Source organism: Candidatus Puniceispirillum marinum IMCC1322, assembly GCF_000024465.1.
Classification (GTDB): domain Bacteria; phylum Pseudomonadota; class Alphaproteobacteria; order Puniceispirillales; family Puniceispirillaceae; genus Puniceispirillum; species Puniceispirillum marinum.
On the sequence record NC_014010.1, the window covers coordinates 1816920 to 1841884 of the forward strand.

21 protein-coding genes and 1 tRNA gene are annotated in these 24965 nt (G+C 51.6%); 11 read left to right on the forward strand and 11 right to left on the reverse strand.

The window, feature by feature from the left end:
• Position 1: 1 nt before the first annotated feature.
• From rsmG to SAR116_RS08515, 4 genes are read left to right on the forward strand one after another with little or no spacing between them, the layout of a single operon-like run.
• A complete protein-coding gene (gene rsmG / locus SAR116_RS08500; RefSeq protein ID WP_013046517.1) occupies positions 2-661 on the forward strand; it encodes a 16S rRNA (guanine(527)-N(7))-methyltransferase RsmG in 660 nt (219 codons plus the stop codon).
• Positions 662-708: 47 nt separating this feature from the next.
• Positions 709-1491 carry a ParA family protein gene (locus SAR116_RS08505; protein WP_013046518.1) on the forward strand — a complete coding sequence of 261 codons (783 nt, stop codon included), beginning with the start codon at positions 709-711 and terminating at the stop codon, positions 1489-1491.
• A complete protein-coding gene (locus tag SAR116_RS08510) occupies positions 1491-2576 on the forward strand; it encodes a ParB/RepB/Spo0J family partition protein (RefSeq protein ID WP_013046519.1) in 1086 nt (361 codons plus the stop codon). The genes SAR116_RS08505 and SAR116_RS08510 overlap by 1 nt, the downstream gene beginning before the upstream one ends.
• 34 nt (positions 2577-2610) lie before the next feature.
• A complete protein-coding gene (locus SAR116_RS08515; RefSeq protein WP_041860867.1) occupies positions 2611-2790 on the forward strand; it encodes a hypothetical protein in 180 nt (59 codons plus the stop codon).
• Positions 2791-2840: 50 nt separating this feature from the next.
• Here SAR116_RS08515 and holA read toward each other — a convergent pair whose 3' ends face one another.
• From holA to SAR116_RS08540, 5 genes are all read right to left on the reverse strand, one after another.
• Entirely contained in the window at positions 2841-3875 is a 1035-nt protein-coding gene (gene holA / locus SAR116_RS08520) for a DNA polymerase III subunit delta (protein ID WP_013046521.1), read from the reverse strand.
• Complete coding sequence (locus tag SAR116_RS08525) at positions 3872-4369, reverse strand: hypothetical protein (RefSeq protein WP_013046522.1); 498 nt, start codon at positions 4367-4369, stop codon at positions 3872-3874. Before SAR116_RS08525 ends, holA begins: the two co-directional genes overlap by 4 nt.
• Complete coding sequence (leuS, locus tag SAR116_RS08530; protein WP_013046523.1) at positions 4356-6944, reverse strand: leucine--tRNA ligase; 2589 nt, start codon at positions 6942-6944, stop codon at positions 4356-4358. Before leuS ends, SAR116_RS08525 begins: the two co-directional genes overlap by 14 nt.
• An 88-nt stretch (positions 6945-7032) precedes the next feature.
• Positions 7033-7539, reverse strand: coding sequence for a DUF3576 domain-containing protein (locus SAR116_RS08535; RefSeq protein WP_013046524.1), 507 nt, complete (start codon positions 7537-7539; stop codon positions 7033-7035).
• Between the two features lie 116 nt (positions 7540-7655).
• Positions 7656-8699, reverse strand: a complete 1044-nt coding sequence (locus SAR116_RS08540; RefSeq protein ID WP_013046525.1) for a porin — start codon at positions 8697-8699, stop codon at positions 7656-7658.
• A 373-nt stretch (positions 8700-9072) separates the two neighbouring features.
• On the opposite strand from SAR116_RS08540, the gene SAR116_RS08545 reads away from it, so the two are divergent.
• Entirely contained in the window at positions 9073-9744 is a 672-nt protein-coding gene (locus SAR116_RS08545) for a YggS family pyridoxal phosphate-dependent enzyme (RefSeq protein WP_013046526.1), read from the forward strand.
• Between the two features lie 357 nt (positions 9745-10101).
• Here SAR116_RS08545 and ribA read toward each other — a convergent pair whose 3' ends face one another.
• Positions 10102-11238, reverse strand: a complete 1137-nt coding sequence (ribA, locus tag SAR116_RS08550; RefSeq protein WP_013046527.1) for a GTP cyclohydrolase II — start codon at positions 11236-11238, stop codon at positions 10102-10104.
• A gap of 94 nt (positions 11239-11332) precedes the next feature.
• Between ribA and SAR116_RS08555 the strand changes: the two genes are divergently transcribed.
• Positions 11333-12064: a response regulator transcription factor gene (locus SAR116_RS08555; protein WP_013046528.1), complete on the forward strand. Its 732-nt coding sequence runs from the start codon at positions 11333-11335 to the stop codon at positions 12062-12064.
• Between the two features lie 82 nt (positions 12065-12146).
• Here the strand turns inward: SAR116_RS08555 and SAR116_RS08560 are convergent.
• From SAR116_RS08560 to SAR116_RS08580, 5 genes are all read right to left on the reverse strand, one after another.
• Positions 12147-12221 (reverse strand) — tRNA-Gln (locus SAR116_RS08560).
• 66 nt (positions 12222-12287) lie between these two features.
• The gene (locus SAR116_RS08565) at positions 12288-14474 is read right to left on the reverse strand and encodes a glycosyltransferase family protein (protein WP_041860868.1); all 2187 of its coding nucleotides are present in this window, start codon (positions 14472-14474) and stop codon (positions 12288-12290) included.
• A gap of 99 nt (positions 14475-14573) precedes the next feature.
• Complete coding sequence (locus tag SAR116_RS08570) at positions 14574-15689, reverse strand: 4-(cytidine 5'-diphospho)-2-C-methyl-D-erythritol kinase (RefSeq protein WP_190275434.1); 1116 nt, start codon at positions 15687-15689, stop codon at positions 14574-14576.
• Entirely contained in the window at positions 15586-17370 is a 1785-nt protein-coding gene (locus SAR116_RS08575) for a tetratricopeptide repeat protein (RefSeq protein WP_013046531.1), read from the reverse strand. The genes SAR116_RS08570 and SAR116_RS08575 overlap by 104 nt, the downstream gene beginning before the upstream one ends.
• A gap of 55 nt (positions 17371-17425) precedes the next feature.
• On the reverse strand, positions 17426-19078 hold the full coding sequence (locus tag SAR116_RS08580) for an electron transfer flavoprotein-ubiquinone oxidoreductase (protein ID WP_274378523.1): 1653 nt from the start codon (positions 19076-19078) through the stop codon (positions 17426-17428).
• A gap of 391 nt (positions 19079-19469) precedes the next feature.
• Here SAR116_RS08580 and SAR116_RS13310 point away from each other — a divergent pair, with 391 nt between their 5' ends.
• The 5 genes from SAR116_RS13310 (at position 19470) to SAR116_RS08605 (ending at position 24944) form a co-directional block, all read left to right on the forward strand.
• Positions 19470-20423, forward strand: a complete 954-nt coding sequence (locus tag SAR116_RS13310; RefSeq protein WP_013046533.1) for a uracil-DNA glycosylase — start codon at positions 19470-19472, stop codon at positions 20421-20423.
• Between the two features lie 15 nt (positions 20424-20438).
• Positions 20439-22241, forward strand: coding sequence for a lytic transglycosylase domain-containing protein (locus tag SAR116_RS08590; protein ID WP_013046534.1), 1803 nt, complete (start codon positions 20439-20441; stop codon positions 22239-22241).
• A gap of 60 nt (positions 22242-22301) precedes the next feature.
• A complete protein-coding gene (gene moaB / locus SAR116_RS08595; protein WP_013046535.1) occupies positions 22302-22862 on the forward strand; it encodes a molybdenum cofactor biosynthesis protein B in 561 nt (186 codons plus the stop codon).
• Positions 22862-23554 carry a ribonuclease HII gene (locus tag SAR116_RS08600; RefSeq protein WP_013046536.1) on the forward strand — a complete coding sequence of 231 codons (693 nt, stop codon included), beginning with the start codon at positions 22862-22864 and terminating at the stop codon, positions 23552-23554. The genes moaB and SAR116_RS08600 overlap by 1 nt, the downstream gene beginning before the upstream one ends.
• Before the next feature lie 298 nt (positions 23555-23852).
• Positions 23853-24944 carry a site-specific DNA-methyltransferase gene (locus SAR116_RS08605; RefSeq protein WP_013046537.1) on the forward strand — a complete coding sequence of 364 codons (1092 nt, stop codon included), beginning with the start codon at positions 23853-23855 and terminating at the stop codon, positions 24942-24944.
• Positions 24945-24965 lie beyond the last annotated feature (21 nt).

Below are 24965 nucleotides of genomic sequence, written 5' to 3' on the forward strand. Positions count from 1 at the left end.
CATGACCGCTAAAAAGACGCCCAAAATGACATCTGAAATGACATCTGAAATGACACCTGAAATGACGCCTGAAACTGTGCAGGACATGCTAAATGTTTCACGTGAAACAATTGATAAATTTGCCATCTACCTTGCGTTGCTGGAAAAATGGCAAAAATCGGTGAATCTGGTTGCCCGGGCAACGCTGGATATTGCCTGGCAGCGACATATTCTTGATTCGGGGCAGTTAGCCCGCTATTTGCCTGCCGGATGCAAGACCATTCTGGATGTGGGCAGTGGGGCTGGTTTCCCCGGGCTAGTGTTGTCGATTATGCAGGATGCAACGGTGCATATGGTCGAATCAGATCACAAAAAAACTGTTTTTTTACAGACAGTTATAAGGAAATTAGACCTGTCAGCCGTGGTTCATAATGAACGTATCGAAAGCTTGCCAGCGATGGTGCCGGATGTGATCACAGCGCGCGCCTTTGCGCCGCTGGGCAAAGCCATCACGCTGCTGGCACCGCATATGCGACCAGATACGGTTTTACTGCTTCTCAAAGGCCGGAATGTCGAAGAAGAATTGACCGAAATGCCAGATTATCCCATCATGGCGGCGGTCACCTATCCAAGCCTGTCTGATCCTGAAGGCATGGTTTTACAGTTAACCCAAGATCATTAGACTCAAGATCAATGATTTACATTATTGACGTTATGTCGGGGTATTGAATGAATAGTGAAGCACGCATCATTGCGGTAGCAAATCAAAAAGGTGGTGTTGGCAAAACGACAACGTCGGTCAATCTGGCAACCGCGTTGGCCGCCTGTGGCCGTAAAGTGCTGTTGGTTGATTTTGACCCGCAAGGCAATGCCAGCACAGGTTTTGGTATCGATCATGCGCAACGTGAGCATAATAGCTATCATGTCGTGATTGGGCAGACGCCAGCAAGTGCCGCTATTCAGGGTACGATTGTGCCGCGCCTTGATATTATTCCGGCTGTTGTCGATTTATCGGCTGCTGAAATTGAGCTGATTGATGTCGCGCGCCGTGAATATTGTCTTGCCGATGCGATTGCCACGGTAGCGGATGACTATGATTATGTGATCATTGACTGCCCGCCATCGCTTGGCTTGCTGACAGTGAATGCATTATGCGCGGCAGCATCGGTTCTGATTCCTTTGCAATGCGAATTCTATGCGCTGGAAGGGTTAAGTCAGCTCATGCGCACGATTGATGCGGTGCGTGGTGGAATCAACCCAAGGCTGGAGATGCAGGGGGTTGTGCTGACGATGTTCGATAGCCGCAATAAATTATCCGAATCGGTGGAAAATGATGTACGCGCACATCTTGGCGCTGTCGTTTATAACACGGTCATTCCGCGTAATGTCCGCGTGTCCGAAGCGCCATCATTCGGACAGCCGGTTTTGATGTATGATCTGAAATGTGTCGGGGCACAGGCCTATGCCGCGCTGGCCGCCGAACTACTGACGCAAGAGAAGGATGCCGCCTAATGGCCAAGACGCCGTCAAAGAAAGCCCCTGCCAAGCAAGCTGCCACAAAAACCAGCAGTCCGGAAAAGGTTATCCCAAAACATCCAGCACGAGGTTTGGGACGCGGTCTGTCATCATTGCTTGGTGATGCCGGTATTGCGGCAGCTACAACAAATGCGAATCCGAATACAGCTTCGGGCGTGGCCACACCACCCGAAATGGCAACGTCACCATTATCGGCTGATGCCAAGGCGACAAAAGCGGGTATTGCATCTGGCGTGACCGGAAATATAACTGCGGGTGTTATTGATATTCCGGTTGAATGGATCAATTCAGGCCCGTGGCAACCGCGTTTGAAATTTGACAAAACCGCGCTGGCCGAGCTGGCTGAATCGATACGCCAGAAAGGCATTATGCAACCGGTTCTGGTGCGGCAAAGCGCGGATAATCCGCAACGTTATCAATTGATCGCCGGAGAACGGCGCTGGCGTGCCGCGCAATTGGCACAGTTGCATACAGTACCAGCGATCCTGCGCGATATCAGCGATGTCGAAGCTTATGAGCTGGCCTTGATCGAAAATGTGCAACGTACCGATCTGACAGTCATTGAAGAAGCGCTGGGATATCAGAATCTGATTTCCAAGCATAAATACAAACAAGAGCAACTATCTGAATTAATTGGAAAATCAAGAAGTCATATTGCCAATCTTCTGCGTCTGCTTAGCTTGCCGAGTGATGTGATGACAATGGTTGCTGACGGCCAGCTGACGATGGGACAGGTGCGCCCCTTGATCGGGCATGAAGATGCGTCGGCATTGGCCGAGGAAATTATCAGCAAAAATCTGTCGGCGCGGCAGGTCGAAGCGCTGGTCAAACGACGCGGCGAAACAGATACGACGTCTGGTCAGGATGATCATGGCAAAGCAGGATCAACGGCATCTGAAAAATCTACCGATATTCTGGCGTTGGAAGCGCGTGCGGCGGAACAGCTGGGTCTGGCGATGACGGTTGATTGGGATGCGTCTAAAGCAAGCGGCAAGCTGGTGTTTCATTGCGAGGATTTTGCCCAAATCACCTTTATTCTGGAACAGCTGGGGCTGGAATAGCATCATCCAATCAAGCGCAGCGAAGATTGATAAGATGATCGCGGGTGATATAAGCATCATCCAATCAAGCGCAGCGAAGATTGATAAGATGATCGCGGGTGATATAAGCATCATCCAATCAAGCGTAGCGAAGATTGATAAGATGATCGCGGGTGATATAAGCATCATCCAATCAAGCGCAGCGAAGATTGATAAGATGATCGCGCTTAACTAAGCCTCATCCGGCTGTAGTGCAAAGAAAGCCGCAAGATGATCGTGGAATCATCAGGAACGTGCGCGCAGGCACAGACCCAATAGACCCTGCATACAGATCACCCGATCATCGGGGCTGGATGATTTCAGCGCAAGCTCGATATCCTGTAGCTTATCAAGGGCGGCCATCGCCTGTTGATAGCCCCATTTGTTTAATTGCGCAGCCATGCGCCCCTGTAATTTGAAATGCACAGGTGGGCGTAGTGACTTTATTGCCATATCGCGCGAACTGCCTGTTGATACGGCATGTGCCGCGATCAGCAAACTGCGGAAATAATTATGACAGCCGCGAATGACCATGACTGGATTGGCATCTTCCGACCAGGCTTTGGTGATAGCGCTTTGCAGACGCGGAATATCCCCATCAGCAACAGCACCCGCCACATCATCGATTGCCAGAACGGTGCTGTCTTCGAGGGCATCTTCAATATCTTGCGCGGTAAGGGTGCCGCCCTGCCCCGCCATCAGTGACAGCTTTTCGATTTCACGACGTGAACTGGCACGATCAGCACCCAATTTGGCAACAATCAGATCCATGACCGGGCGATCAATATTGATAGATAATGCAGCAAAGCTGGTTTGAACAAGATCACGGATGGTGCCGCTATCATCAGCATAACATCCGATTGAGGCACAGATATCACCTGTTTCGAACAATTTGACGATCGCATGCCGCGTTGTTGTTTCGCGCGCTTCGACAATAAGCACAGCCCCTTCAAGCGGGGGGGTGTTGTCGCGCGGTGTCAGCGCCAATTTGCAAGCCTCGACAAGTTCGGTGCCACGGCCACGAACAAGCACCAGGCGGGTATCGGCAAAAACGGCAATGCTGGAAAGCGCATCGGCAATCACACTGACATCATTTTCAATGGCGCGGCTATCAAGGCGGGTCACCGAAAAGACATCATCGAGATTGTCACTGTAATGACTGGCAAGTGCCAGGGCGCGTTCATGGATCAGGCCGATATCATTACCATGAAACAAAAAGGCGCGCATATGCGCGGGGGGGTGGTTGAGAAGACCTGCAATCTGCCGGGTCTGAACTTTCATGTCTGGGCTATGGAGAGAAAATATAGCTGTAAGCGCCGCCGCACGCGTTCAGCCAGTAATGTGGCAAGACGGCGCTTGGCCTGCAATTTGGACTGTTCAATGCCATAAGTCGATGAAACAGTACCTAACGTGGCACTGGCAGTTACCGTATTTTTGATCGCGACTTCATTGGTATTTATATCGGTGAGGGTAAAGGATACCGTCATGGTCATCTTTTTGAAATCGGATGAAACGCCGCGTACCGCAAAAGCTTCGGTTGATCCGATCGAAATTGAACTGGATAGGCGATATCTGGGTTCAGCCGCATAGCTGCTGAACATGGCCTGGCGAAGGTTTCGGCTGTAAATTTGCCCATCACGGCCAGCCACGGTAACAATTTCGACGCTGGCAAGATTATCGATCATCGCCGTATCGACCTGCTGTTGGGACAAGGATGTGCACCCGCCTAGCATAAGCGCACAAACAAGGCTGATGATGGTATTACGCAACGACATTTATAATCCTGTTTGGCACAACGATAATCCGCTTTGGTGTCTTGCCCTCAAGATATCGGGAAACCGCCTCGGATGCCAATGCTTTTGCTTCGGCCTCGTCAGTTGGACAATCTCGCGGCAAGGTGATGGTGGCGCGCAATTTGCCATTCACCTGGACACCGATTTCCACTTCATCATCGGCGGCGAGCGCCGGGTCGGCCACCGGCCATGCGGCATTAGCCAGCATGCTGTCATGACCAAGCATATGCCACATTTCTTCGGCAATATGCGGGGTCAGGGGGGCGATAAGCTTGGTAAGATTTTCAATAGCCATCCGGCGCGCCTCGGCAGAACCGACAGTATCGGGGGCAAGATTGGTGATTGCGTTCGATAGTGTGTGTAGCTGGGCAACCGCACGGTTAAAGCGGAATTCCTCGATATCTCTGGAGATCGCCAGAATGGTTTTATGCACTGTTTTGACAAGATCGAGTGCTTTCTGATCGGCATTGTCAGGCATTTTTGCGCCAGCTGCGGCAAGGCTGTCATCAGTTGCCAGCCGCCAGATTTTTTTCAGAAAGCGTGAGGCGCCTTCAACCCCGGATTCAGTCCATTCGAGATCACGTTCGGGCGGCGAATCCGACAGCATGAACAGGCGCGCTGTGTCAGCCCCATAAGTGTCAATGATGATTTCCGGATCAACAACATTGCGCTTGGACTTGCTCATCTTTTCGATGCGTCCGGCGGTGATCGCAGATTTATCACTGCGCATGACCCAGTCATCACCATCGCGTTCGACATCAGTCGGGAACAGCCATTTGCCATGCTGATCCTGAAAGGTCTGATGGCAGACCATGCCCTGTGTCATCAGACCGGCAAAAGGCTCATCAAGGGTGAGATATCCGACTTCGCTCAGCGCGCGGGTGAAAAAGCGCGAATAAAGCAGATGCAGAACCGCATGTTCAACGCCGCCAATATATTGATCGACCGGCATCCAATAATGTGCCGCTTCGGGGCTGAAGCCATGCGGATGTTTAGGGTCACAATAACGCAGGAAATACCATGAACTTTCAAAGAATGTGTCAAATGTGTCCTGTTCACGGGTCGCCGTGGTACCGCATTTCGGACAATCCACATGTTTCCAGCTTGGGTGATTGGCCAGCGGATTGCCAGGCTGGGTGAAATCGACATCTTCGGGAAGTTGAACCGGGAGTTGATCGTCAGGCACAGGTACCGCGCCGCACGTGTCACAATGAATGATCGGGATCGGACATCCCCAATAGCGTTGCCGCGAAACACCCCAGTCACGGAGCCGGAACGTGGTTTCAGCCGCACCAGACCCAGCATCGGCAAGGGTTTTGAAAGCCGCCTGTTTGCCTGCTTCGACATCAAGCCCGTTCCATGGTCCCGAATTGATCAGCTTACCAGGACCCGTATAGGCGGTGTCGGTGATCGCAAAATCAGACGCATCAGCATCTTCAGGCAGGACCACCGGCAACACCGGCAAGCCATAGGCCGTGGCAAAATCAAGATCGCGCTGATCATGTGCTGGACAGCCAAAAATAGCGCCAGTGCCATATTCCATCAGCACAAAATTGGCGATATGAACAGGCAAGGTTGCGCCGTCAATAACCGGATGCGCAACACGCAGACCCGTGTCATAGCCTTTTTTATCGGCCGTTTCGACCGCGGCTTCGGACGTGCCTAATGTGGCACATTCGGCGGCAAAATCAGCTGCGCCTTTATCATGCACGGCAATATCACGCGCCAACGGATGGTTCGCGGCAATGGCAATGAAGGAGGCGCCATATAGCGTATCAGGGCGGGTGGTGAAAACGTCGATATCACGGCCAGCATAATCACCAGACGCGGCCTCGGTGATGCGGAAATTAACACGTGCGCCTTCGGATTTACCAATCCAGTTATGCTGCATCAGACGTACGCGATCCGGCCAGCGATCAAGCCTGTCAATCGCGGCTAGCAGATCATCTGCATATTTGGTGATGCGTAAAAACCATTGTGATAAAAGCCGCCGTTCAACCGGCGCACCAGAGCGCCAGCCGCGGCCATCGACAACCTGTTCATTGGCCAAAACCGTATTTTCAACCGGATCCCAATTGACCCAGCTTTCCTTGCGATAGGCCAGACCGGCCTCGAGGAATTTAAGGAACATGCGTTGTTCATGCTGGTAGTAATCAGGTGTGCAGGTGGCCAGCTCGCGATCCCAATCATAGGATAGCCCCATGCTTTTCAGCTGGGTACGCATCGCGGCAATATTTTCAACCGTCCATTTGCCCGGATGAATACCGCGTTCCATCGCCGCATTTTCAGCCGGCAGGCCAAAGGCATCCCAGCCCATCGGATGTAGGACATTGAAACCCTGGGCACGGCGGAAACGCGCGACAACATCGCCAAGCGTATAATTGCGGACATGCCCCATATGAATCCGGCCAGACGGATAGGGAAACATTTCCAGCACATAATATTTGGGTTTTGGGTTGGGCTTGTTACTGTCCGGCTGATCGGCGGTGAAACAGCCTTGATCTTCCCACCGGCGCTGCCATTTCTTTTCAATGGCAGGTGCATCATAATGCGTCATGAAATATCCTGTGAACTATCGCGTAAATTATCCCCTATGGGGCGCCATATGATCTGATTTATAATCACCGGCGGTCATTGAAATCTGTCTATTCGGTGGATTCGGCGATTGACGCGGCACGCATCTCACGGGCGCGTGTCAGAATAAGCTCTTCAATTTTACTGGCCAAGGCATCGTCGCGCGTGGCTGTGCCCCAGCCGCCATTATCTGCTTTCTGGGCAAATACGCGTACCTGAATCGCATCCGAACGCAATTCGCGGCCGACAACGAAAATCATCAGCTTGATGCGCTCATCTGGCCGGTCGGCAAGCGAATACCATTCAGTAAGAATACTGCCGCCGAATGTATCAACATCGTCAAGCGGTACAAACGCCGCGATTTCCAGCGATGCACGCCATAATAATGCGTTAACCGGCATGCTGTCGTTTTTGTCATCAGCGCCAAAATCAGCGATTTTTAACCCACCGGTCTTACCAGTCAGAAAAGACACCTCACCTTCTTCTTCGGCAACAGGCTGAATATCTGCGCCTGAACAACCTGCCAGAATAAAGCCAAGAGTCACCAAAGTTGCGGCAAGGGAGTGAATGGTTTTCATGTCAGCGATCCATTGGTAGGTGAAGATGCCAAGAGAATGCAAATAGTGCGTTCATTTGTAAAGAAAAAAGGGAGGGGCAAGCCCCTCCCTTTCCATTCGGAATGATAACATTCAAATTAGAATGTTATGCCAACCTTCAAACGTGTGTTTGCACCGTCGTTTGTTGTACCAGCAGATGAATCTTTCATCTCAAATGAACGGTTTGTCAAAGACACATACATGCCAGCGGCAGGAACGTACTTCACACCTAGCTGAGAAGCTTCGAATGTGTCGCCACCGTTTGTGCTACCTGTTGATAGCTCAGATGACAATGAAGTTGCTTCCAAAGTGATAGTGTCTGACATTGCATATGTAACGCCGTAGTCGCTTGTTGACGCTTCGTAACCAGCAGTACCCATTGAGCTACCGCCCTGCTTTACGTCTTTGTCCATGCTGGCTGCACGTACTGTGAAGTCACCATAAACAACCTTAACACCAAAGCCGTCCTGAGACGTTTCGTATGAACCTGTACCAGTTGCTAGGTCAGCAGCTGAGTCAACGTCATAAGTTGCATAATGGGCAGTAATGCCAACGCCATCAACGTCGATTGCATAAGTTACACCCATCGCAGTTGCGTCAGCTTTAGAAGCTGAACCAGCGTCTGCCTGTGAGATGCTTACAGTCAAACCGTTAACTGTTGGTGATGTGTACTTGATCTGACCTTTGGCCTCAGAACCAACAACAGTAACTGTGCTCAGACCAGTTGTCATAGCAGGTGTTGTTGTTGAAGAAATTGACTGAGTACCTGAAAGACCGGCATCAAATGCAGACTGGCCAGCTGATGCTGCTTTAGCAGCGTCATTGTGCTCACCAAATGCGATCTGGCCCCAATCGTCAGATACATGCATGCGGGCGTCATCATCGACACCATCGTCAACGTGGATTGAACCACCGAATGTCATGCCTGAGTCAGTTGTTGTTGAACCTGAGATTGTGAAATCTGAGTCCATTGTTGCAGCAGTGTTGTTTGTTGTTGCACCTGAAGCTGTTGCTGCAGCTGTGTCGTCTGACCATGAGTCATATGCCCATGAAGCAGAAGCTGACAGTGAAACGTCAGCAGAAGCGGCTGAAACGCCACCGATTGCTACCAAAGCGGTAGTCGCAAGAAGAACCTTACGCATGTTAAATCTCCCTTAGAGAAAATATGTCACCATTGACATGAAGGCAGAATATTAAGTTTTGCTAAATTAACAAGTTATGGTGAACGCAGATGAAACATATTTCTCTAATGTGTGATAAATTTACAACAGTGTTGCGAAAGTGATGTGCCACGCGGACAAAAAGGCTAAACAAATTGGATGATGGGTCGGGTTGCCATGTTTTATTTATTTGGCGCACATGCGTCGTCACAGATGTTTTACATCTGTTCGGGATGTGCTCTATCAACATTGCCGCACATGCGTCGTCACAGATGTTTTACATCTGTTCGGGATGTGCTCTAGTATCACGCTGTAAAACGGACACAGCAGACGGGAATCAATTCAGGTGGCGGTAATGACAGCAATTCACGATAATCTGAAAGCAGTACAGGATAAGATTCAGGCGGCGGCGCGTGCGGATGCCCATGCGGATGCAGATGAACCGACACTTGTGGCGGTTAGCAAACGCCAGCCAGATGACCGGATCGATGCCGCACTTGACGCTGGCCAGCGCTGTTTTGGTGAAAACCGTGTGCAGGAAGCGCAAACACGCTGGGCCGCGCGCCGCGCTGCCTATCCGGATTTGATATTACATCTGATTGGTGCCCTGCAAACCAATAAAGCCGCCGATGCGGTGGCTTTATTTGACGTGATCGAAGTTGTTGACCGCCCCAAGCTGGCGCGTGCATTAAGCGGTGAAATGGCCAAGCAGAACCGGCAACTTGATTGCTATATTCAGGTCAATACGGGTGATGAACCGCAAAAGTCCGGCATCAGCCCGGCCGATGTTGATGATTTTATCGCCCAATGCCGTGATGAATATGGGCTGAATATTATTGGGCTGATGTGCATACCGCCCGCAGATGAGGAACCGGCGATGCATTTTGCGCTATTGGCGACGATTGCCAAACGCAACGGGCTGGATAAATTATCAATGGGCATGAGCGGCGATTATGAAGAGGCTATTGGTTTCGGCGCGACGTCGGTGCGTGTTGGTTCGGCAATTTTTGGCGCACGCGACAGCTAGGATGACATTAGAGGGGCGATATATCATCTCTCGACCTTGCGGCCGGATGATGCTTATATCTTAAATCATGTCGCATCATCTCTCGACCGTGCGGCCGGATGATGCTTGTATCTTAAATCATGTCGCATCATCTCTCGACCGTGCGGCCGGATGATGCTTGTATCTTAAATCATGTCGCATCATCTCTCGACCGTGCGGCCGGATGATGCTTGTATCTTAAATCATGTCGCATCATCTCTCGACCGTGCGGTCGGCTGATGCTTATATCTTAAATCATGTCGCATCATCTCTCGACCTTGCGGTCGGCTGATGCTTGCGCGATCATCTTATCAATCTTCGTTGCTTGATCGGATGATGCTAGTCAATCAAATGGCCGGTGCGGGTTTTCTTGGTTTTGAGATAATCGGCATTAAACGGATTTTCATCTATATCCAGCGATATGCGTTCGCTGATCTCGAACCCATGCGCCGCAATTTGGGCGATCTTGTCAGGATTGTTGGTGATCAACCGCATTTTGCTGATGCCAAGCGTTTGCAGGATATTGGCAGCTGGCAGAAAACTGCGCTCATCAGTATCAAAGCCAAGCATATGATTGGCGTCAACCGTATCCAGGCCGCCATCCTGAAGTGCATAGGCGCGCATTTTATTCAACATGCCGATATCGCGGCCTTCTTGTGCCAGATAAATAAGGATACCGTTGCTTTCACGCGCCATCAGCCCGAGGGCAGCCTTGAGTTGATCGCCGCAGTCACATTTCAAACTGCCAAGCACATCTCCAGTGACGCATTGCGAATGGAGCCGCACAAGGGGCGGCTTATCTTTGCCAGCATCACGGCCAAGCGGGTCACCGATCAGTACGGCAAAATGCTCTTCGCCGCCAGCCGCGGCGCGGAACATGATAATTTCGGCATCTTCGGCCAGTGCTAGTGGCACCTTTGCCCGGGTGGTTTCGCGTAAGGATGCGGCGGCATCTTCGTTATAGTGATCGACATCGCGGGCTTCGATAATGAGCAGGTTATTTTCAAGCGCCCAGCGATCCTGCATGGCAATGTCACGGAAACGTAAGCGTGCCATGAACGCCGCCGGAATCAGCTTGGCGACACGCAATAGCCGGGTGGTATTATCGGCCAGTGATCCGGCTTTTTCCGGAATGATCGTATAGCTGGATTGTGGGCCATCAGTCGCTGGCTGACCTAACGCCATTTCAAAAGCCCGCGCGGCAGAATGCGCGGCACTTGATAAGGTTGCACAAGGTTTGTTTTGTCCAATAGAATGACCAAGGCTGGACATACGGTTTGCTGTCAATACAAGTAACGTTCCCGAACCAGCCATGGTTTTGAGTTCGACAATGTCATTATCATGCGCGATCTCGACGGCTTTGAAAATTGCGGCCTCACCCGAAGGGAGCCGCACAACCACAGCCCCGCCGCGCCGTAATTCGGCACAGGCACGGTCAACCTTTAGATAGGTGCGATTGATATTAGACGACGACATAGTGAATATCCGTTAGCAAAATGTTTGGCCAAAAGGTTTATCGGAGTAGAGTGGTCATGATATTTTAAATTCGTTTATTGGGTTGAAGGTAAAAATGCAAGATTTCTCCTCAGAAAATAACGCTTTCGAAAATAATCAGATACGACTTTTTGTTGTTGATGATGACGATTTATTACGTGCGACGTTAAAAGATCAACTCAATGCCGAAGGGTATAGCCAAGTCACCACCATTGCCGGTGTAACAGAATTATTCCAGATACTGCCTGAATGCAAACCTGATATTATGCTTCTTGATGTGCAGATGCCAGACGGAAATGGTGTTGATGTGTGCCGGAACCTGCGGCGAAATGGATTTACCAAGCCGATTTTGATGCTGACAGGCAAGGATGCCGAAGAAGATATCATTTTGGGGCTGGAAGCAGGCGCCAATGATTATATCTCCAAACCCATGCGGATGGGCGAATTGCTGGCGCGGATCAAATCGCATCTGCACCAGCATCGCGCGTCTGATGATGTCCGGTTCCAGCTAGGCCCGCTTAGCTTTATTCCCGCGACAAAAATGCTACAGCATGAAGAAAGCGGTCAGAAACAGCTATTGACCGAAAAAGAAGCGGTGATTCTGAAATTCTTTATCCGCGCGGCACCTGAAATTGTATCCAAAGACGAATTGTTAAAAGATGTCTGGGGCTTTCGAAGCGGAGTCAGCACGCATACGGTCGAGACGCATATTTATCGCCTGCGCCAGAAAATCGCCCGGGTTACGTCGGAGCAGATTATCCGAACCACCGGCAAAGGCTATTGCCTGTCGAACGGGGTTTCCGATTAGACGCCGAACGGGCTTATGCTTTTAAGATATGTGGTGAAATGTCTGGCATATAGGTTTGGCATATACGTTTGGCATATACGTTTGGCTGGGGCGGTAGGATTCGAACCTACGGTACACGATACCAAAAACCGATGCCTTACCACTTGGCCACGCCCCAACAACAAACGTCCGGCAATCTAACCAGCAACTTTGCCGCAATCAAGCCTGTTATTTCATATCTTTGCTAATTCTTTACTTTATAGATGCGGTAAAAAGGAAAATTATCGTCAATCAGGCTAAAATAGTCCGGATTTGCTGTTCCCAGATAAAACAGCTGGTTAAAACTGCTCCGATAAAGACGTGAATGTAAGATCTGCGTCTGGATCGTCATTTCGCCTAGATCATGCGCCTGCATCACTAGCCCCTGTTTGTGGGCATAGTCCCGGCGTGCAACGATTTTACCACCGCGTGTTTCAATCATATGGCGCATAAGCGGATTTTGGTTAATTGTCCCTCTGGTCAGATCAAACTGGCGCCCCGCACAGATAAGATAAGGTGAGGCATTATCCGCGTTACAGCGGATGTTCTGATAGGCAAGCGTATTGTCGCCAGGACGTATATTGACCGGTTTGCCATTTTCGGCATCCCACATGCCAAGCTGGCTGATCGCGCCCATCCAAGGTACCATCTGATGCGTCAAAACCAGATAGATGTCGGTATTACCAGCACCGGTGAAGGATGCGAAGCGGGCTTCAAGCGTGCCCTTTGTTGTAATGTTTGCCTGTAGGCCAACCATACCATCTTCGGCAAGAAATGTGAGAATCGCGGCGGTTTCGGCCTGGCTATCGGCGATTAATGCGCGCGCGACATAATGCGTAACAGGTGACGTCTGAGTGCCACCATCATGCAGACTGGGCATATCACTGAGGAAGGTGGCCATATAACCATAATCCCACCAGCTGGCGATTACCGCCGGTTTTGGATTCGGACGTGACGCTATGCTGCTGCTGAGCTGATTGAATCCGGTCAGCACCTCGCGGCTGAAAGATGGGGCGGGCAGATAGGGTCTGGTGAACGGATTATAGCTATTCAGATAGACAAGGATGGTTATGATCAGGGCGCTGACGGGCATCACCACGGGCATTAGCGTGGGCATCACCATGATGGGGATACGTAGCAGATAAGGCGGTGTTTGCATGGCGGGGCTGGCGGTATCATATCTGCCGACCAGCCAGCTTTTGGTAAAGCGGATCAGGGTAAAGATACCCCAGGCAACGCCAAACCAGACAATCGGCGCGGCAAAAAACACCACCCGATTGCCAAAAATGAAATTCAGTATGCCAAGCCCCAGAATAGGCAGCATGGCAAGACCAATCACCGGATTGAATATCACCCAGATCAGCAGGCTGATGATGCCAAAGGCACCAATCACCGGATCATATGTGATACCGCGCAACAGATCGGTAAAGGGAATGACGTTCAGTTCGGTGATGGTCTGAAAGGTATTGGGAAATACCAGCGTGCCAAATTGCAGATTAAGATTGGTAAAACTATCAAGATCGACACCGCCCATGCTCATAAAGGTGCCCGACAGCAAAATGAAAATCACCGCCTGTACCCCTGTGCGTTTGAGATCGCGATGCGTCATCAGACCGACCCAGACCAGCACGCCCAGAAAAAACCAGCTGAAGATATCTTTGCTATACCACCAGCTGAAAAGCCAGTTCAGGGCACCAGCACATAGGCTGGTCAGTATCGCGGCACGCCAGCCTCTGACGCGTCCCGCCAGCACGGCCAAAGCGGTGACGCCGTAAAAGAAAGCCAGATTGAGCTGATCGGTATCAATGCGCCCCACCGCGCTCCGCGATAGATAGCTAAGGGATAGCCCGCCACCAAGCGCGGCGATTGCCCCTTCCCACCAGAAACCAGCAATACCAAAGGCGCAGATAATCGCCAGTGCCGTGATCATCGCGGTTATGGGTAGCATCGCATGGGCAGTATCGAGCAAAGCCTTGTTGGAGGCATCCGGCGCAAAATAAGCAATCAGAATTGGCAGTAGCTGTTCAGTGGTCAGGCGTTTATCCGGATTTTCCTGATAGTCGTGATTATTCGGAAACAGACGTTTCTGGTGAAACGCATCACTGGTTTTATCGGTTTTGATGGCTTTGGCGGTGGCCAGAAAAAACCCAGCGTCGGTGGTTGAAACCGACGGCATATCAGCAACGAAATATATATCCTGTTCGGCCTGCCACCTGTCAAACTGCCAACTGCGCATATGCCCGTTCGCGGTGATCGCAATAATAGCCATGACAAGGGCAAGATAGATATAAAGACGGGTTTTTTCAGGGCGCAACCATGACGGGGTGAAATGGGTCTGGTGAAACTCCCTGCAATGCCGATCCAAGGCGGCAAATTTTGCTGTGAAAGACATATTGTTTCCGGATCTCATCGCCCAAACATCAAATTAGAGCTAATTAATCTAACGGGTCAATGCAGGTGATCAAAAAAGCCCGCCAGACCGATAATCAAATCATAAACTATGCGTTGCCTCAGCCCAGATGCCCGATTTGCGCAGGGCGACGCAAGCCTGCTGGCTGGCTGGCTGACTGTCAAACAGGGCAAAGCAGCTGGCCCCACTACCCGACATGGCGGCGATCTGACAGCCATGCTGTTGCCGCAATAGGCTAAGCAGACTGGCAATTTCGGGTACCAATGTACAAGCGGTGGCTTCCAGATCATTACCCAGCCCCACCAAACCCGATATATCAAGCGTGTCAATATCGCCTGCAGACCCCTGACCATCGCTATGCAGATGCGCAAAGACATCTTTGGTTGCCAGCGGGATCAAGGGGTTGGCCAGCACCATAAAAGCATGTGCGTCAGGGGCAGGTGATAAGCTCATGGATGCGGAAAGAGAGGAAATCTGGTCGCCTATTCCTGTCATGCGCAGTGCATGTGCGCGCAGGCAAGCGGGTACATCGGCACCAAGGCGGGTGGCAAGCGCATGAAGTGTTTCGGGGGTGACAGATTTATCAGCATGGGCGTTTAGCGCGCGTAACATAGCAGCCGCATCAGCCGAACCGCCGCCAAGCCCAGCCCCAACAGGTATGCGTTTATCAAGTGTGATGGCGACTGGCGGCATGACGCCACCCGCATCGCGAAAGGCGGTCAGTGCCTGCATACATAGATTTGGCGCGGCCGGGCTGTTAGCCATAGGGCGGGTAACTATGGGGTTGTCAGCAATGTTGGTCAGGGCGGTGGCGAAGCTACCGGTTATGGTCAGGCTGTCAGTGGCGGCCGGGGTGAGGCTGATCTGGTCGCCAAAGGCGGTAAAGATGACAGCCGAATCAAGCAGATGATAACCATCATCGCGGCGGCCACAAATCCGCAGATATAGATTGACCTTGGCAGGTGCCATTTCGGTGATGCTGGTGCCAGTCATTGTGGTGCTCTGGTTATTGGCTTGGGGGATCATTGGCTTGGGTAGCGGATCGCTTTTAATAGATGATGGGAAAGACAGCCCATTATGGGCATATGCCGGTTTATGGATCCAGCCCGTCAGACAGTTTTGTGCGAATAGTATCGGATAAAACCGGATCGTCACTTTGTTCGATGGCAAAGTCCCACATATGGCGCGCTTCGGCATAGCGATCGAGACGCCAATAGACATCGCCCAGATGATCGAAAATCACCGGATCGGCAGGCTCAAGCGTTGTGGCTTTTTCAAGCAGTTCGACAGCGACCGCAAAATTGCCAAGCTTATAATGTACCCAGCCAAGTGAATCGACAAAATAGCCACTTTCGGGACGAAGCTCGACAGCCTTTTCAATCAGCTTGATCGCTTCGGACAGGTTGCGCCCCTCATCCGCCCACCAATAGCCAAGATAATTGAGCGTGAAGGCATCATTCGGGTTGATTGTCAGTGCCGCCAGAAACCGTTCTTCGGCTTTGTCATCAATGCCAAGCTGTTCATAGGTGATGGCAAGATTACGATCAAGCGTGGGCGATTCAAAGCCATATGATTCAGCCCGAAGATAGGCATCGCGGCTGGCAGCATAATTGCCATTGCGACGCAGAATATCAGCATGTTCCTTATGCAGAAACCCGTTATCAGGATGCTTTGCCAGATGGGCATTAAGAATCGATAATGCCGTCTCGAAATCATTCTGTGCGACCAGCATATCCAGCTTCATCAGCATGGCAGGCTGTGCCCATACGCCATCCGGATCGATGTCGGCAAGCACGGCCATGGCCGATGAATCAAGTGCCAGCATGGAGAGGGCTTGCGCCAGCGAGAAGTGAACCGCATCAAGCCCAGGAGCAATGTAGATGGCAAAGCGCAAACGTGCGCCTATCGTCTGTGGCTGTCCATCACCAGCATTGCTGGCAGTCTGCAAAACACCATTGGCAATATTCTGGGCGATCGTTGGTGGTTGATTGGCCTGATTGGCAAGATGCTGGCGGGTTGTTTTCAGATCAAAGGCACGAGGTAGCTTCTGATCGAGCATCGCATCGGCCATGTCGCGGGCATCAAGTCGATACAGCAAGCCAGCAAGATCAAGCATCATAGCCGATGAAGGTATCTGTTCATCAATCAGCAATTGCGCCTTGAGCAAAGCATCATCTTTATTGCCCAGCGCCTCAAACATCAGGGCATGATGGAGCTGGTGATAGAAAGGCAGGCCGTTTTCGGCATCAACCAGCGATAAGGCGCTGTCAGTAAGATGGGTGATGCCGGCGTCACCACGACCAGTGGCAATCATGGCCCAGGATTTTATAACGCCTGCAAATTGGCGTGACGGGATGTTTTCAGCAACATTATCAACCAGCACCATAACCGCATCCCAGTCACCAGCCCGTATCGCCATGGCAATGCTTGGCTCATAGCTCAAGGATGTCATTATATTCAGACTTTCCAGCTGGCGACCAATGCTGGCTGCCCGTTCGATATGGCCAAGATAATATTGCGACATGAAGTTGCGTTGCAGAAATTCTATGTTATCCGGTTCGGCTTCAAGCGAGCGCATATAGAAATGCGCCGAATCTTCGATTTCGCTCATATATAGCGCCTGGCGTGCGGCCAGATAATGCGCTGCTACCGATTGCGGGTTATAGGGTTCTGATCGCTGTGCGGGTGCACGCGCTGCGTCTGTGGCGTCAGTGTTGTGCATATCAAGTGACGAGGACGCCGTACCACCACATCCCGATGCGAAAAGAGCAAGCGCGGCCAAGGCCGCCAGTGGTTTAATTTGGCGCAGCTTTAGGTGACCGGTCTGCGCACAGACCCGAAATCTGTCATTCTGTTTTATATTGGGCATCTGTTCCATAACGGGCTATCCAAACCTAACCATATCAACCCACGAAACTGCCTATATATCCGACCTACATATTCGGATAATTAGGTCCGCCGCCGCCTTCTGGCGTTACCCAGACAATATTTTGTGATGGATCCTTAATATCACATGTTTTGCAATGAACACAATTCTGCGCGTTAATCTGCAAACGGGGATCATCGCCGCTATCGCCGTGAACGATCTCATAGACCCCTGCCGGACAATAGCGCTGTTCGGGCGCATCATATAGGGCAAGGTTATGTGTGATCGGGATCGAGGCATCCTTTAGTGTCAGATGAGCAGGCTGGTTTTCTTCGTGATTTGTGCCTGATAGAAAGACCGACGAATTACGGTCAAAGCTGATAATGCCATCGGGTTTTGGATATTCAATCTTGGGCGCGTCTGCCGCCATGCGAAGCTGTGTATGATCGGCATGATGCCGCAAGGTCCACGGTGCCTTGCCAAACAGCACATAGGTATCAAGGGCGGCATGGGCCAGCCCAAGCCATAGACCCTTGGCAAAGCCAGGACGGATATTACGGACTTTATAAAGTTCTTTCCATAGCCATGATGCGGCCAGCTTGTCGGCATAGCTGGCCGGTTCATGCCCCGCATCGATATTGTCGAGCGCTTCGAAAATAGCTTCGGCGGCGACCATGCCAGACTTCATCGCCGTATGTGTGCCCTTGATTTTGGGTACGTTCAGAAATCCGGCGGTACAGCCCACCATGCAACCGCCGGGGAAGGTTAGTTTCGGTATCGACTGAAAACCACCTTCGTTCAGGGCGCGGGCACCATAGGAAACACGGCGACCCCCTTCGAATACATCGCGCACAGCAGGATGTGTTTTGAAACGCTGAAATTCTTCGAATGGTGACAGATGCGGGTTCGAATAATCAAGCCCGACAACATAGCCAACAGCAACCTGATTGCCATTCAGATGATATAGGAAAGATCCCCCATAAGTGTCGGTGGCCAATGGCCAGCCTATTGAATGCCAGGCCAGACCCGGCTTTGCCTTGGCCGGATCGATGTCCCATAATTCCTTGATCCCGATAGCATAGGTTTGCGGGTCTTTGCCTTCGCGCAGGTCAAATGTATCAAACAGATTTTTGGTCAGATGACCACGACAACCTTCGGCAAAAATGGTCTGTTTGCCGATAAGCTCCATCCCGCGCATGTAATTGTCTGTCGGTTCGCCATCTTTGCCAATGCCCATATCGCCAGTCGCGACACCGCGGACCGCACCATTCTCGTCATACAGAATTTCGGCGGCCGGAAAACCCGGATAAATTTCAACACCAAGCGCTTCGGCCTGGTCGCCAAGCCAGCGACAGAAATTACCAAGCGAGATGATGTAATTGCCATGATTATTCATGCTGGGCGGGGTTGGCATGCGGACGGATTTGGTTTCAGTCAGGAACATGAATTTATCCGATGTGACCGGCGTATCAAGCGGCGCATTTTTGTCTTTCCAGTCAGGAATCAATTCATTCAGCGCGCGTGGCTCCAACACCGCACCCGACAGGATATGCGCGCCCACTTCACTGCCCTTTTCGATCAGACATACATCAAGGTCACGTCCAGCGTCATTGGCAAGCTGTTTGAGGCGAATTGCCGCTGATAGGCCAGAGGGGCCACCACCAACAATTACAACGTCAAATTCCATAGTTTCGCGTTCCATAGTCCGACACCCTTTCACCAACAGTCTAGCCAGCGCCACATTATTCGCGTTGGTTTATAACCTATCCTGATCGTTTCCCCACAATAGTATTGTTAACCATCCTTAAGGGTAAAACCAAGATGAAGTCAAAACCAAGATTACATATATAGCCTATAATTACGTTCGGTGCCTTGAAACCCTAATTGGGGAAACCCTAATTGGGGAAACCCTAATTGGGGAAACCCTAATTGGGGAAACCCTAATCAGGAAATGCCAATTACGAATGCCAACTGGCGGATTGCTAACTAGCGTAACAAGTGCGAGAATGATAATGGTCAGTTTATAGTGTCCGAAACAAGCGATATTCGGTCAATATTCGGCCAAAAAGCGACCTATTCAATGTGCGTGGGTCATTTGTGAGGGACTTTTGATGTCGAACCAGTCGGCGGCGACAATTCAACAGCTTATCACCCAGCTTGCATGGCAGGCCGAAATGGGCGTTGATGAGGCATTTCTGGGCGCGGAAGCGCTGGCCATGCCAAAGGTCAAGCTGGATAAATATCTGCCATCGTCAATAGCGGCGGCACCGGAAGCCATTGCCACGACTCCAGATGATAGCGCGCGCCATTCGGCCAGTGTCATGTCGGCACCAAAAGCTGCCACGCTTAGTGGTGCCATGCCGATGCAAACACCACCTATGCAAACACCACCTATGCAGACACCACCTATGCAGACACCACCTATGCAGACACCACCAGCGCAAATATCGGGACCTGATGCGCCCGATCTGGCGGCGATTGGGTCATTAGCTGCATTGAAAGCTGGCTTGCTGGCCTTTGAAGGATGCGCGCTCAAACATACGGCAAGCAATCTGGTATTTGCCGATGGCAATCCTGGAGCCCGGCTGATGATTATCGGTGAAGCCCCCGGGCGCGATGAGGATATGGTCGGTCTGCCCTTTGTCGGCGTATCAGGCCAGTTGCTTGATAAGATGCTGGCTTCGATCGGTCTTGACCGGTCGCATGTCTATATCGCCAATCTGTTGCCGTGGCGTCCGCCAGGCAACCGGACACCGACTACGGAAGAAACCGCGATGATGTTGCCATGGTTACGGCGGCATGTGCAGCTTGCCAATCCTGATTATATTCTGATTCTGGGTGGGTCGGCGGCCAAAGCCGTACTTGATACCAAGGATGGCATTCTGAAATTACGAGGTCGCTGGCAGGATGTCGATTTTGGTGACGCGATCACGCGCCCCACATTGGCCAGTCTGCATCCGGCTTATTTGCTGCGATCACCCGCGCAGAAGCGGCTTTCTTTTGCCGATATGCTGGCCGTCAATTCCCGATTATCATCATCCCCATCCCCTTCCCCTAGCGATTAGCAGGTAACTGATTTCATGAACGCCTTTTTCAAAACCCGCATTCTGTGCCACTTAACACGCCCGAACCGCACCCGCCTGTATCATGTCAGCCGCCGCCTTGTTCTGTTTGTGGCTTTGACGGTTATGGGAAGCCAAAGCGTGACGGCGACACAATTGCCAACACCGCTATCGGATTTTGACGTTGCGCTTTATGAACGGCTGTTTGCATTGCAACAGGCAGGCAAGATGAAACAGGCAACGCGCGAAATGGGGCGGCTTCGCGACCCGATATTGATGGGGCATCTATTATCGCAACGCTATCTGCATCCGACAGCGTGGCGGTCAACCTATAGTGAGTTAGCAAGCTGGCTTCGGCAATATAATGATCATCCTGATGCAAGCCGGATTTACTGGCTGGCCAAACGCCGCAAGGGTAACTCGCAAAAGGCACCAATTAAGCCCAAATCAGGCTATCTGAATGGTTATGGTCAGGCTGGAAGCTATGGCTATCGTCCGATGATTCCGATGACAACAAAGGCGCGGGCGTCGATTTCGACAACGCGTAATATCGCGCGCAAGGTGCGCCGGTCGATCCGCAGTGGGTGGCCTACAGGCGCGGTCAATATCCTTAATAGCAAGGCCAATAAACGCTATCTGACAAAACAGGAAGAAGCCCAGCTTCGTGGTGAAGTGGCGCATGCCTATTTTATTTTCGGCTATGATGACAAAGCCATCCGGCAAGCCCGCTATGCGATTGGCGTTGGCCGTGAAAGCGCGACCATGGCTTATTGGGCGGCTGGTCTGGCGTCATGGCGCAGTGGTCATTATGAAGATGCCGGGTTGTTTTTCCGTACCCTTGCCGGGTTTGAAAAGGTCTCTCCCGGGCTTCGCAGCAGTGCCGCGTTCTGGGCGCATCGGGTCGATATGCGGCAGGGACGATTCCAGAATGCGACGCAATATCTGGAAATCGCCGCCCGTGAACTGGATAGTTTCTATGGCGTGATTGCGCGCAAAGCGCTGGGTCAAAGCATGGATATTTCCTTTGATCTGCCAGCGGAACATCCCGGGTTCATGGCATGGCTGATAAGCCAGAAAGGCGGCCAGCGGGTGCTGGCATTATTGCAAATTGGGCGGCCACATGATGCGGCGCGAGAATTACGTTATTTATGGATGGATATGCCAGACCAATTCAAGCCAAGCGTGATGCGCTTAGCTGCCTTGCATAACATGCCTGGCCTGTCTTTCCGCGTTGGCGAAATTATCCGCAAGAATGGTGGCAAAAGCTGGTATGGGGCGCTGTATCCGCATCCAGAATTTGCCGATATCGACTTTACCGTGGATGAAGCGCTGGTCTGGGCGGTGTCGCGGCAGGAATCAGGCTTTAACCCGCGCGCCAAAAGCAGTGCCAAGGCATCGGGTCTGATGCAGCTCATGCCTCGGACGGCGGCGTTTATTGCGCGTGATCGCGGTTATCGCGACCGCAAACGCAGCGAGCTTTTATTGCCAGAAGTCAATCTGGCGCTGGGGCAGAAATATATCCGGCATCTGCTGGATGAACGGATTATCGATAATTCGCTGGTACGTCTGCTGGCGGCCTATAATGGTGGGCCAGGCAATCTGAATAAATGGCTTCGTGAAGTCGATCATCAGGATGATATTTTTCTACTGGTTGAATCGATGCCAGCGCGCGAAACACGCTATTATGTGAAAAATGTGGTGTCGAATCTGGCGATCTATCGGGCCCGCTTTGGCGAGGATGCGCCCGAATTAATGTCGCTTGCTATTGGTGACAAGGGCACCTATGTGCCCTTTGCCAAAACCGCACAGGTGGCCAAGTGATGATACCGTTTGATGATACTGTTTGATTATGGGGCGCACGACCGGATATGAGGAAAAGACATGACCGGAGATGATAAGCGTATCGATGCCTCGGTGCCGTTTGTGGCGGTTAATATCGCGATTCTGACAGTTTCGGATTCGCGTAGTCTTGCCGATGATAAATCGGGTGATCTGCTGGCCGCGCGCGCGCAAGGCGACGGTCATCATCTGGCGGATCGCGCCCTTGTGACCGATGATTTTGCGGCAATTACCAGCCAGCTGACGCAATGGATTGCGGCACCGAATATTGATGTGGTGATTTCAACAGGCGGTACCGGCCTGACCGGACGCGATGGCACACCAGAAGCGTTCCGCGCAGTCTTTGACAAGGAAATCGAAGGCTTTGGCGAGATTTTCCGGCTGGTCTCTTTTGACAAGATCGGCACCTCGACGATTCAGTCACGCGCGGTTGGCGGCGTGGCCAAAGGCACCTATCTGTTTGCCTTGCCCGGATCATCATCAGCCTGCCGCGATGGCTGGGACGAGATTTTGCGCTATCAGCTCGATATCCGGCATAAGCCGTGTAATTTTGTCGAGATCATGCCGCGCTTACGTGAAGCGGTTGACCAAAGGCGCGTCTAATGCCGCCGCGCCCACGCCCTGATGCGGCCGATCCCGATTTGTCGCGTGAACAAGCGTTTGAGGGGTTGACGATCGGTATTGACGAGGCAGGACGTGGCCCCTGGGCGGGGCCGGTGACGGTGGCGGCGGTCTGGCTTGATCCAAAGTGTTATGATGATTTGCCTGCCGGTCTGGATGATTCAAAAAAATTGAAAGCAGACAAACGTGCCGCGCTTTATGATGCGCTGACCACGAATACACATATATATAGCGTCATATCGGTACCGCCCGCGATAATCGATGCCGGTAATATTCTGCAAGTGACGTTGCAGGCGATGCATGATTGCGCAGAGGATCTGGCAGGCCAGCTTGCCCAAGCGGGATATAAATCAGCCCTTCACATGCTGGTTGATGGGTCGATCATGCCGCCGATACCCGCGCCGCCGGTTGATGGTGGCCTGTTCACTGGCGAAGCGGTGATTGGCGGTGACGGGCTGTCATTATCGATTGCCGCGGCCTCGATCATTGCCAAGCATACGCGTGATGGCATTATGACCGAACTCGATGCCGCCTATCCGGGCTATGGCTGGGCGACGAATATGGGCTATGGCACCAAGGCGCATCAGGAAGGGCTGGCAACATTGGGGGTGACGCCGCATCACCGCAAAAGCTATAAGCCAGTGAAACGCTATCTGGATGAGCAAACAGGCTGACGGCTTTGGCTTTGACGCTGCTTTGCGGCAAATATAGACCCAACACAGCCGCCTAGTTTCGCCAGAATAGCATTTTGAGCCATTTTCAGTTGCGCGCGCACCACTAGATACAAGGTCTGTGCGTAGATAAGCCACAATATATAGTTGCGACTTTAAGAAACTTTCTTAAGTTGTTGACTTATATTGATTCTGTGATTCTTTTAGACATCAAGAGGCGCCAAATTGGCGTGGAAAATGCAAATGAATAGGAGTTTGGCCAAGGGTTTGGCCAGTGATTGGTTAGTAAAGGACGGTCAGAGTGGATAAGAATATCGTACTTCAGGGTGATTGCGTTGAGACGCTCAAAACCCTTGCCAAAAATTCGGTTGATCTGGTGTTTGCCGACCCGCCTTATAATTTGCAGCTTTCGGAGTTGCTGGTTCGCCCTGATCAATCCTCGGTGGTTTCGGTAGATGATTCATGGGATCAGTTCGATTCCTTTGCCGCCTATGACGAATTTACGCTGGCATGGATGCGCGAAGTGCGCCGCGTGCTGAAGCCGAATGGCGCGATCTGGGTTATTGGCAGCTATCACAATATTTTCCGTGTCGGTAAGATTATGCAGGATCTTGGATTCTGGGTGCTGAATGATGTGATCTGGCGCAAAACCAATCCGATGCCGAATTTTCGTGGTCGGCGTTTCACCAATGCGCATGAAACGATGATCTGGGCGGCAAAATCGCAAAAAGCAAAACACACGTTTAATTATGAAGCGATGAAAGCACTGAATGATGATGTGCAGATGCGGTCTGACTGGGAATTGCCATTATGTACGGGGCATGAGCGTCTGAAAGAAAACGGCAAGCGCGCGCATCCGACACAAAAGCCCGAGTCACTGCTGGCACGGGTTATTCTGGCCTCGACCAAGCGCGATGATGTGATCCTCGATCCATTCTTTGGCACCGGCACCACTGGCGCCGTGGCGCGCCGTCTGAACAGGAATTTTATCGGTATCGAACAGAATCCCGATTATGTCAAATTGGCGCGCGACCGGATCGATCAGGTCACGCCAATTGCCTCGCCAGACCTGCTGGCCAGCGAACAAAAACGGGCTTTGCCAAAAATACCTTTCGGCACGCTGATCGAGCGCGGTATTTTGCAACCCGGGGATCGTCTGTTTGATGCCAAGAAGCGCTTTTCTGCACAGGTGCGTGCCGATGGATCGCTGGTGACTGATAGCAAGGAAAGCGGATCAATTCATTCGCTTGGCGCGCAATTGCAATCGCTACCATCATGTAATGGCTGGATTTTCTGGCATGTCGAGCGTGACGGTAAGCCCGTGTTAATCGACCGTTTCCGCGAAGATATTCGTGCCTCGAATCAAAATGACAGCGCGAAACCATCAAATTAGATAGCTGGCTTTAGACTATAT

Coding starts and splice junctions, on each gene's coding strand:
- SAR116_RS13310 (WP_013046533.1), top strand. CDS start 19,470: ATGTCGAACCAGTCGGCGGCGACAATTCAACAGCTTATCACCCAGCTT.
- SAR116_RS08525 (WP_013046522.1), bottom strand. CDS start 4,369: ATGTCGTTGCGTAATACCATCATCAGCCTTGTTTGTGCGCTTATGCTA.
- SAR116_RS08545 (WP_013046526.1), top strand. CDS start 9,073: ATGACAGCAATTCACGATAATCTGAAAGCAGTACAGGATAAGATTCAG.
- SAR116_RS08555 (WP_013046528.1), top strand. CDS start 11,333: ATGCAAGATTTCTCCTCAGAAAATAACGCTTTCGAAAATAATCAGATA.
- rsmG (WP_013046517.1), top strand. CDS start 2: ATGACCGCTAAAAAGACGCCCAAAATGACATCTGAAATGACATCTGAA.
- leuS (WP_013046523.1), bottom strand. CDS start 6,944: ATGACGCATTATGATGCACCTGCCATTGAAAAGAAATGGCAGCGCCGG.
- SAR116_RS08600 (WP_013046536.1), top strand. CDS start 22,862: ATGCCGCCGCGCCCACGCCCTGATGCGGCCGATCCCGATTTGTCGCGT.
- SAR116_RS08510 (WP_013046519.1), top strand. CDS start 1,491: ATGGCCAAGACGCCGTCAAAGAAAGCCCCTGCCAAGCAAGCTGCCACA.
- SAR116_RS08540 (WP_013046525.1), bottom strand. CDS start 8,699: ATGCGTAAGGTTCTTCTTGCGACTACCGCTTTGGTAGCAATCGGTGGC.
- SAR116_RS08590 (WP_013046534.1), top strand. CDS start 20,439: ATGAACGCCTTTTTCAAAACCCGCATTCTGTGCCACTTAACACGCCCG.
- SAR116_RS08575 (WP_013046531.1), bottom strand. CDS start 17,370: ATGGAACAGATGCCCAATATAAAACAGAATGACAGATTTCGGGTCTGT.
- SAR116_RS08505 (WP_013046518.1), top strand. CDS start 709: ATGAATAGTGAAGCACGCATCATTGCGGTAGCAAATCAAAAAGGTGGT.
- SAR116_RS08515 (WP_041860867.1), top strand. CDS start 2,611: ATGATCGCGGGTGATATAAGCATCATCCAATCAAGCGCAGCGAAGATT.
- SAR116_RS08565 (WP_041860868.1), bottom strand. CDS start 14,474: ATGTCTTTCACAGCAAAATTTGCCGCCTTGGATCGGCATTGCAGGGAG.
- holA (WP_013046521.1), bottom strand. CDS start 3,875: ATGAAAGTTCAGACCCGGCAGATTGCAGGTCTTCTCAACCACCCCCCC.
- SAR116_RS08535 (WP_013046524.1), bottom strand. CDS start 7,539: ATGAAAACCATTCACTCCCTTGCCGCAACTTTGGTGACTCTTGGCTTT.
- SAR116_RS08570 (WP_190275434.1), bottom strand. CDS start 15,689: ATGCCGAAGCGCGCCATATGTGGGACTTTGCCATCGAACAAAGTGACG.
- moaB (WP_013046535.1), top strand. CDS start 22,302: ATGACCGGAGATGATAAGCGTATCGATGCCTCGGTGCCGTTTGTGGCG.
- ribA (WP_013046527.1), bottom strand. CDS start 11,238: ATGTCGTCGTCTAATATCAATCGCACCTATCTAAAGGTTGACCGTGCC.